The following is a 12,009-nucleotide window of genomic DNA, read 5'->3' on the forward strand; positions in this document are numbered from 1 at the left end:
GGTACGGCTTAGAACGTTTCCCAGTGATTGTCGCCCGACGCGCTGGCCGTTGCCGGGCGCAACAGCTGCGGCGTTTTCACATTTTTGGCGCGCGGCGCGGCGCTTTCCTGCACGTTCAGGCGAAATGCGGCCACGGCCTGACGCAATTGCTCGGACTGGTCTTCCAGAGCCGCTGCGGCCGTGGCGGATTCCTGCACCAGCGCGGCGTTTTGCTGCGTTACGCTGTCCATCTGCGATACGGCCAGGCTCACCTGCTCAATACCGCGGCTCTGCTCGTCAGAGGCTGACGAAATCTCGCCCATAATATCGGTGACGCGGGTGACTGCGGCGACGATCTCTTTCATCGTTGCACCAGCCTCGCTCACCTGTTCAGAGCCGGTGTTGACCCGGCTGACGGAATTCTCAATCAGTCCTTTGATCTCCTTCGCCGCCTGGGCGCTGCGGCTCGCCAGCGTACGGACTTCACCGGCGACAACCGCAAAGCCACGGCCTTGTTCCCCGGCGCGAGCGGCTTCCACCGCCGCGTTAAGTGCCAGAATGTTCGTCTGGAAGGCGATGCTGTCAATCACACCGGTGATGTGCGCGATTTGCTGCGAACTGTCGGCAATTTCGGTCATCGTGCGAACCACGTTATCCACGACGTGACCGCCGCGTGCGGCCGTTTCTGAGGCATTTTTCGCCAGCAGCGTAGCCTGACGCGCGTTATCGGAGTTCTGTTTAACCGTTGCGGTCAGCTCTTCCATACTGGCGGCCGTCTCTTCCAGCGAGGCAGCCTGCTGTTCGGTACGGGCCGAGAGGTCGTTGCTCCCGGCGGCAATTTCACCCGCGCCGGTATAGATCGAATCCGTGCTCCCGCGTACGGCACTGACCGTGTTAACCAGCGACTGCTGCATCTCATGCAGGCCTGCCGCCAGCTGTCCCATCTCATTGCGGCCAGAGATATCGACGTTTTGCGTCAGATCGCCGCCCGCGATGGTGCGGATGTGGTTCATGATGGTTTTGAGCGGTTTCAGCAGCAGGTGTTGTAAACCCTGCCAGATCACGACCAGTACGGCGATCACGGCCAGGAAAATCCCTGCCAGCGTCCACTGCATCTGCGTAAAGCTGCTCTGGTTTTCCTGTGTCGCCGCTTTAAGCAGGGTGTTGTTTTCGGCACGCCAGCGGTTATAGACCGTTTCCATGCCGTCCTGTGCCTGCTGGGCATCCAGATCACCGTAAGCCTGATAGTTGTCGGCGCGCAGATACTCAATCGACAGACGCATCACCTCGTGCATTTGATTCCAGGATTTCTGCATCTCTTCGGTTAACGCCGCGTTTTGGCCATTAACCTGCGGCATTTTCTGCCACGCTTTGTTATAGGCTTCGGCTTTCGCCAGAGAGTCATTGGCGGTGCCTAACAGCTTGTTGATCGCCGCGAGGGACGCAGGATCGCGCTGGTTTTTCAGGTAACGGATCGCCACGCGGGTGACGGTAACGCGCGTTTTTATCAGCGTATTGACGCTGTCGCTCAGGCTCTCCTGCTGGGCATTGAGCACCCCGGAGTTCTGGAAGTTATGGCGATCGTTGCTGACGGCAGAGTAGAACAACCCTCCCGTGACAACTTGCAGCAGACAGAATATGGTGAGGGCAAAGATAATACCGGTAATCACGTGCAGATTTTTCAGCATAGCGGTCGTCCGTTAGAGAGATGCAGAGGTACATCAATACTATCGTCGTATAGAATTTAAACTTTAATTTAACTCGTGCTTAACTTAGGGCTCCGATCGGGAACCTGTTGTAAACCCGGATCATTTTTATGAGGAAGGTCAACATGAGCAGCATTGATAAAAGCGGAACGTACGCGCTCGGCACGCGAACGGTTAAACGACTGGGCTATGGCGCGATGCAGCTTGCCGGGCCGGGCGTGTTTGGCCCACCGAAGGATAAGCAGGCCGCGCTGGAGGTGCTCCGCGAAGCGGTGGCCGCGGGTGTGAATCATATCGATACCAGCGATTTTTACGGCCCGCACGTGACTAACCAGCTGATCCGCGAGGCGCTTCATCCTTATCGGGACGATCTGACCATCGTGACCAAAATCGGCGCCCGCCGCGACGACAAAGGTGCCTGGCTCCCGGCCTTTTCCGCGCAGGAATTGACTCAGGCGGTGCATGATAATCTGCGCAACCTGCAGCTGGACGTACTGGATGTGGTCAATCTGCGGATCATGTTTAGCGCCCACGGTCCTGCGGAAGGATCGATCGCTGAACCGTTGTCCACGCTGGCTGAGCTACAGCAGCAGGGGCTGGTTCGCCATATTGGATTGAGCAACGTCACGGCCTCTCAGGTCGCCGAGGCGCAGAAAATGGTGTCCGTGGTGTGCGTGCAGAACATGTACAACATTGTGAATCGCGGTGATGATTCGCTGGTGGATACGCTTGCGCAGCAGGGGATTGCCTGGGTGCCATTCTTCCCGCTGGGCGGTTTCACACCGCTGCAATCTTCCGGGCTGCAGACGGTTGCGGATGCGCTGGGAGCAACGGCAATGCAGGTTGCGCTGGCGTGGCTGTTGCAACGCTCTCCGAACATCCTGCTGATCCCCGGAACGTCCTCCGTGGCGCATCTCCGGCAAAACCTTGCCGCCGGGGATCTGGTGTTACCGCCGGACGCGCTGGACACGCTGAATTCACTGGTGGATTAAGCGAAAACAGATACCGCCTGCCAGATGAAGCCCTGGCTTAGTCTGCCGCAGGCGTCATCTGGTTATTCTGCCGGTGAAGCGCTAACGCTTCCGCCACAATCTCTTGCTTACTTTTGCGGGTTTCATAGGCGGTGGTTCTGATGTACTCCATCAGGTCGGGATCGATGCGGGCGCTTAACATCCTGAGATCGGCCTCCTTTGCTAAACCGCGAGCAACGCGTTTGTCGGGATAATCACGGGCTGGCATAGAAAACGTCCTCCAAAAAGTCTTGTTAATTTGTGCTGTAAAATATGCATTAGTCTAAATTTAAAGTCAATCATTAGTGTTTTATAGTGATTGATTTAGTTGAGCTCTCACGGTAAGTCATAAGTAAGTCATTAATTTAAAGATAACATGGTTATTTTTATTATTGTCGACCATGCTATTTATAATCATAACCCTGTAGGGTAGATACGTTGATGCGTAACGCTTTTGTGCCTGTCGCAGCAGCAGTAGCCATTTTTATTGCGGGTATTTTTATCCTCAATATTCAACTCTGGTATTCAGCACGGGCCGACAGTCAGTCGGGAGCCCGATACGCTGTAAGCGATATCAATGACATTCTTGACGAGGCGCGCGTTGCCGCCCGAACGGCGACGGAAATTATCGTCAAGGGGTGCGATGCAGAAGGCCAGTACCAGCTGGGTACGGAGGCAGCGCTTCAGCCACATCTCAGAACCATCGTCATCATCAGGCAGGGGCAGCCCTGGTGTTCCTCTCTGCCGGGAAATCGCGTGTTATTGCGGCATATTAATACATTACCCGATACTCCCTTATTACTTGTTCCGGCAAGCGATACGGTAAACGGGCAGCCGGTTTTGCTCTTTCAGACCCGGTTTGCAGAAAACCGTATTATCGTGACGATCACCGATCGCCATATCCGGGATGCGTTAAGCACGCCGTTAAAGCACGTGAATTATTCATTAGCGGTGGGCGGGAGCGCAATTGACGCCTCTGGCGAACTGCACGTCACGTCTCCCGGCGAACGTCAGGCCAGACAGGTTTACTCTGAACAATACGCCTATAGCATCCGATACAACCCTGCGCCTTTTTTCAGCCCGCAAAGGCTGCTTCGTCAGGGGGGCGGCATACTCCTTTTCGTACTGCTGGTTGCCGGTATCGCGGCTTATGTTCTGTATAAGTACCTGAACAAACACACGCTTCCTGAAGAAACACTTCGCAGTGCGATTGCGAAGAGAGAAATCATTCCGTTTTACCAGCCCGTGGTTAACGGCAGGGAGGGTACGCTGCGGGGCGTGGAAGTACTGGCAAGATGGAAGCACCCCAAAGCGGGATATATTTCACCGGGAGCATTCATTCCGATTGCTGAAAAATCGGGGCTGATTGTTTCCCTCACGCAAAGCCTGATGGCGCAGGTGGTGACGCAAATGAATGCCATCTCCAGTAAGCTTCCGGAAGGTTTTCATATCGGGATTAACTTCAGCGCTTCCCATATCGCGATGCCTGGCTTCGTGGACGAATGCCTGAAGTATAAAAATAGCTTCGTCAGAAAGGATTTAAACCATGTGATTGAGGTGACAGAGCGAGAGCCACTGGATATTGATGAACGCCTCGTGCAGACCCTGAACGTGCTCCATGAAAATGGTTTTGCCATTGCCCTGGATGACTTTGGTACCGGCTATTCCGGGCTCTCATATCTACACGATCTGCATATCGATTACATCAAGATTGACCACAGCTTCGTCAGCAGAGTCAATGAACACGAGGACTCCACCCGGATCCTCGATTGCGTATTGGATTTGGCGCGAAAGCTCTCCATCAGCATTGTGGCGGAAGGCGTTGAGACGAAGGCGCAGTTAGACTATCTCAACCGGAATAACATCGTATACCAGCAGGGATACTACTTCTTTAGACCGGTCGCCTTTACCGGGCTTATCCATATTTTGCTGTCTAAACCCAAGGTGAAGGTCATGGTGGAGTGACTTGTACAGGCTATGGCTAAATTAAATCCGCTCAAACTTCAACGCGTTTGGGTTCGCCTCCGGAAATGACCTTGATCCTTGTCCATAATCCGTAATACTGTATTTATATACAGTATCTGGCGAGAAAGGCATTATGGACACTCTCTTTTCTTATCACCCAAAGCAAATCATTGAATTACCGTTATTTTTAGAACGCGTCGCCTGTGGTTTCCCGAGCCCGGCGCAGGATTACGTGGAGGATCGTCTCGATCTTAACCGGCTGGCAGTGAGACACCCCAGTGCGACCTATTTTATCAAGGTGAGCGGAGACTCCATGATTGGGGCGGGAATTAGCGATGGCGATCTTCTGGTGGTGGATCGTTCGTTAAATGCCGAACATGGGGATATCGTCGTGGCGTCGGTCGCCGGTGAGTTTACGGTGAAAGAGCTACAGACCCGCCCGGTTCTGAGGCTATTGCCACATAATGTCCGCTATCAGCCGATCGCCTTTCAGTCCGAAGAGGAGCTGCAGATCTTCGGCGTCGTCACCCACACGCTCAAAACGCATAAACATGTTCGCGCTGGTTGATGTAAATAGCTTCTATGCCTCCTGCGAGCGGGTGTTCCGCCCCGATCTGGAAGGGAAGCCCATCGTGGTAGTGTCCAATAACGACGGCTGCATTATTTCACTGTCGCGGGAGGCAAAGCAGTTCGGCATAAAAATGGGTGAGCCGTATTTTAAATTCAAAGAAAAGCGCTACCCGTCGCGGGTTTACGTCTTTAGCTCGAACTATGCGCTGTATGCCGATCTCAGCAGTCGGGTCATGCAGACGCTGACCGATCTCGCGCCGGCCATTGAGATCTACTCCATTGATGAAGCATTTGTGAACGTTTCAGGGGTCAGTCACTGCCTGTCGCTGGAAACGTTCGGTCACCAGATGCGCACGCAGGTCTTTAAAAATACGGGCTTAACCGTTGGCGTCGGTATTGCTCCGACAAAAACGCTAGCGAAACTGGCCAACTATGCGGCGAAACGCTGGGCCAGCACGGGCGGCGTGGTCGATCTCTCAGGCCGCGAGCGGCAGCGTAAACTGCTGGAAAAGGTTCCGGTAGAGGAGGTGTGGGGGGTAGGACGGCGCATTACGAAAAAACTGAACGCGATGGGCATTACCACGGCGCTGGAGCTGGCGGAAGCGTCATCCTGGGTCATTCGCAAACATTTTAACGTGGTAATGGAACGTACGGCGCGCGAGCTTCGCGGCGAGCCGTGCCTTGATCTTGAAGAATTCACCCCCACGAAACAGCAAATTATCTGTAGCCGTTCGTTTGGTCACCGTATTACGCAATACGAAGAGATGCACCAGGCGATTTGCGCCTACGCGGAGCGGGCAGCAGAGAAACTACGCGGCGAGCATCAATACTGTCGTTTTATCAGCGTGTTTGTGCGCACCAGCCCGCATGCTGACAACGAAATTTATTACGGCAATCAGGCTTCTGTCACCCTGATGACGCCCACCAATGACTCGCGCGATATCATCCGCGCCGCCACGGAGGCGCTGGGGCGTATATGGCTCGACGGCTATCGCTATATGAAAGCCGGGGTGATGCTGGCGGACTTTTTCAGCAGCGGCGTCGCCCAGCTTAATTTGTTTGACGATAATCGCCTGCGCGCCAACAGCGCAGCGCTGATGGAAATGATTGACAGCGTAAATCATTCCGGTAAAGGGAAGATATGGTTCGCCGGGCAGGGGATTGAGAAATCCTGGGCGATGAAGCGTGAGATGCTGTCACCGGCCTATACGACGCGGTACGCCGATTTGCCGGTGGCGAAGTAGAAGGCGACTATTTTGTGGTTTCATGCGTCGCGATCTCAGGCAGTAACTGCTCAATCACGCTGACGACCTTTCTGACGCGCTGCGGAATAAAGCGGGCGTCAGGATAAACGGCATAGAGGAAGCGATCGGGTAGCCGCCAGTCGGGCAGTACCGGTACCAGCGTGCCCGCCTTCAGCGCGCGGGCCGCGAGCGGTCGCTGCAGGCCGCCGATGCCAATGCCGGACGCCAGCGCCTGCAGCAGCGCGTCGCTGGTATTGGCACGGAAAACGGTATTCACGTTTATCTCGACCGTTTCCTCGCCAGAAACCAGACGCAGGGGGGCATCCAGCGGAATACCGCTGAACCGTACGTGGGGCAGCGTCGCCAGCTCGCTGACGGCGTGTACCGCCTGAAAGCCGGGAGCGGCAAACAGCGCAGCTTCAATACGCGCCAGCACGCGAGCCGCGTGCGCCTGCGGAGGCTCACTGCTCAGCCGTATCGCAACATCCACGCCTTCCGTCACCAGATCGGCAAGGCGGTCATCCAGGGAAATCATCAGCTGCAGTTCGGGATGCAGGCGCTGCAGCCCCAGCAGATGCGGCAAAATGATCTGCCCCAGGCCGCTCGGTAACTGGACATGGACGCGTCCCTGAACGCTATGATCGACAGGATGTAAACGCCTCTCCGCTTCCCCCATGGCGTCCAGCACAAGCTGCATATCTCGCCGGTAACGTTCACCCTGTTCGGTCAACTTCATCGTACGCGTTGTACGGTGTAGCAATACCACACCCAGCGATTCCTCAAGCGCCGCGATCTGTTGACTGACGGCGGACTGCTTAATACCTGTCTGCCGGGCGGCTGCAGAAAACGAGCCCGCTTCAGCGACGCGCAGAAAGGTAGAAATGGCATTGAGCTTGTTATTCATTTAATGATTCTGCTTATAAGTGCCATCTGTTTCAGGGGATATCTCCAGAAAAAATAATATATCACACTGCGTCTGTCACCCATTCCGGAGAAACACCATGAATAAGATGCAGCAACACAACGTCGCCCTGGTCGCGGGGGTCAGCGGCATTGTCGGCAGACAGCTGGTCAACACGCTTCTGCACCATCAGTGGAAGGTGATCGGCCTTAGCCGCCATGCCGAGTCTCATCCTGACGGCATCCCCCTGGTGAACGTCGATTTACTGGATGCGCAGGACACTGCACGGGCGCTGCACGCCCTGAACGGTGTCACCCACATTTTTTACAGCGCCTGGGCGAACGCGGCGAACTGGACAGACATGGTTGAGCCGAACGTCACCATGCTGCGTAATCTGGTCAACACCCTCGAAAAAACGGCACCGCTACAGACGGTAAGCCTGATGCAGGGGTACAAAGTCTATGGTGCGCATCTTGGGCCGTTTAAAACCCCGGCGCGGGAAAGCGATCCCGGCGTAGCGGGTGCCGAATTTAACGCTGCGCAGCTCACCTGGCTCAGCCAGTTTCAGCGGGGAAAACGCTGGCACTGGAATGCCATCAGGCCGGGCGTGGTGGGGAGTGCGGTACCGGGCAATGCCATGAACCTTGCGCTGAGCATCGCCCTGTACGCCTCCCTGTGCAAGGCGCTGGATTTACCGCTGCGTTTTCCCGGTTCGGAACAGACCTGGCACAGCATCGTTGATCATACCGACGCCGGGCTGCTGGCCGAGGCAACGCTGTGGGCTGCCACGTCACCTGCGGCACAGAATCAGGCGTTCAACGTGAACAATGGCGATATCTGGCGCTGGAGCGAGCTGTGGCCGCGCATCGCACGCTGGTTTGAACTGGACTCTGCGCCGCCGGTGAGGTTGTCATTTCATCAGCTGTTTAACGACTATCGCGGCGTATGGCGCGAGCTTGCCGGAGAGTGGCTGGTGGAAGCGGATATTTTGCAACTGAGCGACGGGCAGTTTGCCGATTTTGTCTTTAGCTGGAATTACGACATGTTTGGGGACGGGAGCAAGCTACGCAGGGCGGGCTTTACGCAAATGCAGGCCACCGATGAGATGTTTTTCCGCCTGTTTGCGCAGCTGAGAGCCGGGCGGATTATTCCCTGATGAACCAGGGCGTCCTGGTGCAGGCCAGGACGCTGGGGCACTTACTCAACCGTTAATGCATTAACAACCTCGGCCACGCTTTTCACGCTGCGGATGTTCCCAATCCCCGTGCCGAGCGCGATATAGCCTTCATCGGTGTTACCTTCGAGCATGCCAAGACGCAGGCCCCGTAATCCACCCATCGCCTTGCCCAGCTCTTCGTTGCTTGCGCCTGCTTTATCCATCGACGCCAGTTTTTCCGCCAGCATGCCGGGAAGAGCGCGGTAGTAATGGGGCACGGTGCGGAAAAGCAGCAAATCGAGGCCGTTGGCGGCAACAATTTTCTCTTTGACGCTCTGCGGCACGCGGCTTTCTTCCGTGCTGATAAAGACCGAACCGGCAAACACGCCTTCCGCACCCAATGCATGCGCCGCTCTGGCGGTGCGATTATCGGTAATGCCGCCCGCGGCCATCACCGGGACGTGCTTCACGGCATCGGCAATCAGCGGCACGATGGAAAAGGTGCCAAGTGCCGTTGCGGGTAAGGTCCCGCCCTCATCAAAACCGGTAGCCACGATAATGTCTGCCCCCATTTCTTCTGCGAGGCGGGTGTTCTCCGGCGTTGGATTGATGTCGCGGTAGATAATGGCGATACCCGCCTCTTTTAACTCGCTGAACAGCGCAGGAATAATGCTGCCTTCCCCATAGCCCGTATACACCACAACCCTGACGCCTTCTTCTTTCACCACCTGAAGGATCGGCCCTGTCCAGACGTCATTAACGGCTGTGGGGATCAGGTTCACGCCAAAGGGTTTCTCGGTCAGCCGTTTGGTTTTACGAATCTCCTCGCGCATTTTTTCGGCGGTCTCTTCCGGCGTGGAAACTGCGGTGTCCGCGGTTAAACCGGCATTGGGTCCCAGCACGCCGAGCCCGCCAGCATTGCTGACTGCGGCAACTAAACGGGCATCCGTGAGCCAGGATAACGGTCCCTGAATAACAGGTTTTTCGATCCCCAGGATCTGACAGATACGGTTATTTTTCATAGCGGACTCTCCCTCTTGTTTGAATGGAGGAGAGTGTAGGGCGTAGAATTGTTAGGAAAAATAGCCAAAAAGATTCATCACTGTTATAAAATTAATAACAATAATTTTATCCCGCTCGCGGCAAGAGCGTCCCTTATGAACATAAACCTCTTTGAATCTATTCGAATTTTTATTGAAATTGTCGAGTCGGGGAGCTTGTCCAGGGCTGCGGAAAACCTGCAGATCCATCGCCCGGCGGTCACCAAAGCGTTACAGCTTCTGGAGCAGCACAGCGGCACGCGTTTGCTGCAGCGAACAACGCGTCGGATTAGCCTGACGCCGGATGGCGATGCGTTTTATCGCCGGAGTAAACCCCTGCTGGCGCAGGCGGATGAATTGCTGGAGTCGTTTGGTGCTGGCCGGGCAATACACGGCCAGCTGCGTGTGGATATGCCCATCGCTTTTGCGGCGCTGCGGGTGATACCGAACCTGCCTGATTTTTATCGGCAGCATCCTGAGATCGACATCATTCTGAGCAGCTCCGATCGCCGCCGGGATATGCTCCGGGACGGCCTGGACTGCGTGCTGCGAGTGGGCGAACTGGACGACGGCGACTATATCGCGCGAAAAGTGGGGAACATCAAAATTACGACCTGTGCCAGTCCGGCCTGGCTGGCACAACACGGCACGCCAGAAACGCTGGATGATTTACACCAACATCAGGCCATCAACTGGGTGAATAACAACAGCAGACAAATCCATCCGTGGACGTTTACGACGCCAGAAGGCATCGCGGAGATTACTCTGCCAGGTAAGCTTGTCGTGGATAACTCCGAGGCCTACATCGCGGCAGGCCTTGCCGGGCTGGGGTTAATGCAGGGGATGAATCTCTTTCTCCAGCCTTACATTGACCGCGGTCTTCTGGTTGAAGTTCTACCAGAGCATCGCTCTCCGGACCGCAAACTGTCGCTTCTCTACCCGCACCGCCACCTCTCCCGCAAGGTGCGGGTCTTTACCGAGTGGCTGGAGAGTCTGGTGTGAAAACAGCCAGCTCGTGACACAGTGCGCCAATCTGTTCCACGGCGTTCAGCAGGCGGGGCGTGGGTTCGTTTGCGCAGTTCAGCCGCAGAAAGTGGGTTAACCCTGCGGCCGGGGAAAACAGGGGGCCAGGGCTGACGCCAATGCCCAGCGCCAGCGCGCGACGATGCACCTCCAGCGCGTTGACCTGCTGAGGCAGTTCTACCCACAGCAGGAAACCGGCTGCGGGTACGCTAACGCGCGTACCGGGAGGGAAGCTGCCTTCGACTCGTGCGACGACGGCTAAAACACCCTCTGCAACCCGGCGCTTTAGCCGCCGCAGGTGGCGATCGTAGTCGCCGCTTGCGAGCACCTCGCTCGCCGCGGCTTCCAGCAGCGGGGCGCCCGCCCAGTCTCCGGCCATGCGGGCCTGTAAGACCTGCGCGTGGTAGCGTCCCGCTGCAATCCAGCCGATTCGCCAGCCCGGCGCAAGCGTTTTAGACAGCGAACTGCAGTAAATCACATTCCCGCTCTGGTCGAATGCCTTACAGGCCGGAGGTCGCTGCCCGTCACCGACCAGGTCACCGTAAACATCGTCCTCAATCAAAGGAATTTCTGCCTCTTCAAGCAGGGCAACCAGTTCCTGCTTGCACGCGACGGGCATGCTGGCACCCAGCGGGTTTTGCACGGTGGGCGAGGCCAGAACGGCAGCGGGCCGGTGGCAGCGAATGGCGTCCGCCAGCGGTTCCAGCAGCAGGCCTTCGACAGGATCGGTGGGGATCGCTAAAGCCTTCAGGCCTAAATCCTCCAGCAGCAGGAGCGTGCCAAAATAAGCGGGCTGCTCAATCGCCACGACATCACCCGGCTGACACACGGCCCGAAGGGCCAGACGCAGCGCCTGCGTTGCGCCTGCGGTAATAATGAGATCGTCTGCGCCGAAACGGGCTCCCCATTGCGCAGAACGCGCGGCAATCCTGGTGCGCAAATCAACCCTTCCCGGAGGCAGGCTATAGCTCTGCCCATGCGCGTCCAGACGACGACTCGCAGAGTGCAACGCCCGCTGTAGCGCATCTCCTGGCAGCCACGCGGGATCGGGCAGGGCGGCGCCCAGCGGAACCAGACGGGCTTCTGCACTGCTGAACAGCGACCGGGCCACGGCGGACAGGGTGACAGGCACCGGACCTGGCGGGGAACGGGAAGTCTCCACGCTCGGAGGCAGGCTGGTCTGGCGGATGTAATAACCTGAACGCGGACGCGCAACGATCAGCCCTTCAGCCTCCAGGCAGCGAAGGGCCTCCAGCGCCGTTGGAAGGCTAACGTGCTCGCGTTCGGCCAGTTTACGCGCGGAGATCATCCGGTCACCGGCGCGCAGCGCGCCAGACGTCAGCGTGAGGCGCAGCATCTCGGCAATGCGGCGATAGTGTGGGGACGACGGGGACGGGGCAGACATGGGTATCTGT

At 56.8% G+C, this 12,009-nt stretch carries 11 protein-coding genes; 6 read left to right on the forward strand and 5 right to left on the reverse strand.

What is annotated here, in order from left to right; all coding sequences use genetic code 11:
* Nucleotides 1-8: 8 nt before the first annotated feature.
* A complete protein-coding gene (locus tag EXW94_RS02915; RefSeq protein ID WP_174339429.1) occupies nucleotides 9-1,667 on the reverse strand; it encodes a methyl-accepting chemotaxis protein in 1,659 nt (552 codons plus the stop codon).
* A gap of 143 nt (nucleotides 1,668-1,810) precedes the next feature.
* Here EXW94_RS02915 and EXW94_RS02920 point away from each other — a divergent pair, with 143 nt between their 5' ends.
* Entirely contained in the window at nucleotides 1,811-2,677 is an 867-nt protein-coding gene (locus EXW94_RS02920) for an aldo/keto reductase family oxidoreductase (protein WP_108416892.1), read from the forward strand.
* 37 nt (nucleotides 2,678-2,714) lie between these two features.
* Here EXW94_RS02920 and EXW94_RS02925 read toward each other — a convergent pair whose 3' ends face one another.
* Nucleotides 2,715-2,924 (reverse strand): hypothetical protein, encoded by a 210-nt coding sequence (locus tag EXW94_RS02925; RefSeq protein ID WP_174339430.1) that lies wholly within the window; start codon nucleotides 2,922-2,924, stop codon nucleotides 2,715-2,717.
* A 212-nt stretch (nucleotides 2,925-3,136) separates the two neighbouring features.
* On the opposite strand from EXW94_RS02925, the gene EXW94_RS02930 reads away from it, so the two are divergent.
* From EXW94_RS02930 to umuC, 3 genes are all read left to right on the forward strand, one after another.
* Nucleotides 3,137-4,660, forward strand: a complete 1,524-nt coding sequence (locus EXW94_RS02930) for a cyclic diguanylate phosphodiesterase (RefSeq protein WP_174339431.1) — start codon at nucleotides 3,137-3,139, stop codon at nucleotides 4,658-4,660.
* Nucleotides 4,661-4,793: 133 nt separating this feature from the next.
* Complete coding sequence (gene umuD, locus EXW94_RS02935) at nucleotides 4,794-5,228, forward strand: translesion error-prone DNA polymerase V autoproteolytic subunit (RefSeq protein ID WP_174339432.1); 435 nt, start codon at nucleotides 4,794-4,796, stop codon at nucleotides 5,226-5,228.
* Entirely contained in the window at nucleotides 5,212-6,474 is a 1,263-nt protein-coding gene (gene umuC / locus EXW94_RS02940; RefSeq protein WP_010430484.1) for a translesion error-prone DNA polymerase V subunit UmuC, read from the forward strand. Before umuD ends, umuC begins: the two co-directional genes overlap by 17 nt.
* A gap of 7 nt (nucleotides 6,475-6,481) precedes the next feature.
* On the opposite strand, the gene EXW94_RS02945 is transcribed toward umuC, so the two are convergent.
* Nucleotides 6,482-7,378: a LysR family transcriptional regulator gene (locus tag EXW94_RS02945; protein ID WP_174339433.1), complete on the reverse strand. Its 897-nt coding sequence runs from the start codon at nucleotides 7,376-7,378 to the stop codon at nucleotides 6,482-6,484.
* A gap of 97 nt (nucleotides 7,379-7,475) precedes the next feature.
* Here EXW94_RS02945 and EXW94_RS02950 point away from each other — a divergent pair, with 97 nt between their 5' ends.
* Entirely contained in the window at nucleotides 7,476-8,531 is a 1,056-nt protein-coding gene (locus tag EXW94_RS02950; RefSeq protein ID WP_174339434.1) for an SDR family oxidoreductase, read from the forward strand.
* 41 nt (nucleotides 8,532-8,572) lie between these two features.
* Here the strand turns inward: EXW94_RS02950 and EXW94_RS02955 are convergent, their stop codons facing one another.
* Nucleotides 8,573-9,553, reverse strand: a complete 981-nt coding sequence (locus tag EXW94_RS02955; RefSeq protein WP_174339435.1) for a nitronate monooxygenase family protein — start codon at nucleotides 9,551-9,553, stop codon at nucleotides 8,573-8,575.
* 135 nt (nucleotides 9,554-9,688) lie between these two features.
* Here EXW94_RS02955 and EXW94_RS02960 point away from each other — a divergent pair, with 135 nt between their 5' ends.
* Entirely contained in the window at nucleotides 9,689-10,573 is an 885-nt protein-coding gene (locus tag EXW94_RS02960) for a LysR family transcriptional regulator (protein WP_174339436.1), read from the forward strand.
* Here the strand turns inward: EXW94_RS02960 and EXW94_RS02965 are convergent.
* A complete protein-coding gene (locus EXW94_RS02965; protein WP_174339437.1) occupies nucleotides 10,545-11,999 on the reverse strand; it encodes a PLP-dependent aminotransferase family protein in 1,455 nt (484 codons plus the stop codon). The two genes, EXW94_RS02960 and EXW94_RS02965, sit on opposite strands and share 29 nt — an antisense overlap.
* Between the last annotated feature and the right edge of the window lie 10 nt (nucleotides 12,000-12,009).

It is taken from the genome of Enterobacter sp. JMULE2, assembly GCF_013337145.1.
Classification (GTDB): Bacteria; Pseudomonadota; Gammaproteobacteria; order Enterobacterales; family Enterobacteriaceae; genus Enterobacter; species Enterobacter mori.

What these genes read in the sequence shown, in the direction of transcription:
- EXW94_RS02915 (WP_174339429.1), bottom strand. Translation starts at nt 1,667, where the DNA reads ATGCTGAAAAATCTGCACGTGATTACCGGTATTATCTTTGCCCTCACC.
- EXW94_RS02920 (WP_108416892.1), top strand. Translation starts at nt 1,811, where the DNA reads ATGAGCAGCATTGATAAAAGCGGAACGTACGCGCTCGGCACGCGAACG.
- EXW94_RS02925 (WP_174339430.1), bottom strand. Translation starts at nt 2,924, where the DNA reads ATGCCAGCCCGTGATTATCCCGACAAACGCGTTGCTCGCGGTTTAGCA.
- EXW94_RS02930 (WP_174339431.1), top strand. Translation starts at nt 3,137, where the DNA reads ATGCGTAACGCTTTTGTGCCTGTCGCAGCAGCAGTAGCCATTTTTATT.
- umuD (WP_174339432.1), top strand. Translation starts at nt 4,794, where the DNA reads ATGGACACTCTCTTTTCTTATCACCCAAAGCAAATCATTGAATTACCG.
- umuC (WP_010430484.1), top strand. Translation starts at nt 5,212, where the DNA reads ATGTTCGCGCTGGTTGATGTAAATAGCTTCTATGCCTCCTGCGAGCGG.
- EXW94_RS02945 (WP_174339433.1), bottom strand. Translation starts at nt 7,378, where the DNA reads ATGAATAACAAGCTCAATGCCATTTCTACCTTTCTGCGCGTCGCTGAA.
- EXW94_RS02950 (WP_174339434.1), top strand. Translation starts at nt 7,476, where the DNA reads ATGAATAAGATGCAGCAACACAACGTCGCCCTGGTCGCGGGGGTCAGC.
- EXW94_RS02955 (WP_174339435.1), bottom strand. Translation starts at nt 9,553, where the DNA reads ATGAAAAATAACCGTATCTGTCAGATCCTGGGGATCGAAAAACCTGTT.
- EXW94_RS02960 (WP_174339436.1), top strand. Translation starts at nt 9,689, where the DNA reads ATGAACATAAACCTCTTTGAATCTATTCGAATTTTTATTGAAATTGTC.
- EXW94_RS02965 (WP_174339437.1), bottom strand. Translation starts at nt 11,999, where the DNA reads ATGTCTGCCCCGTCCCCGTCGTCCCCACACTATCGCCGCATTGCCGAG.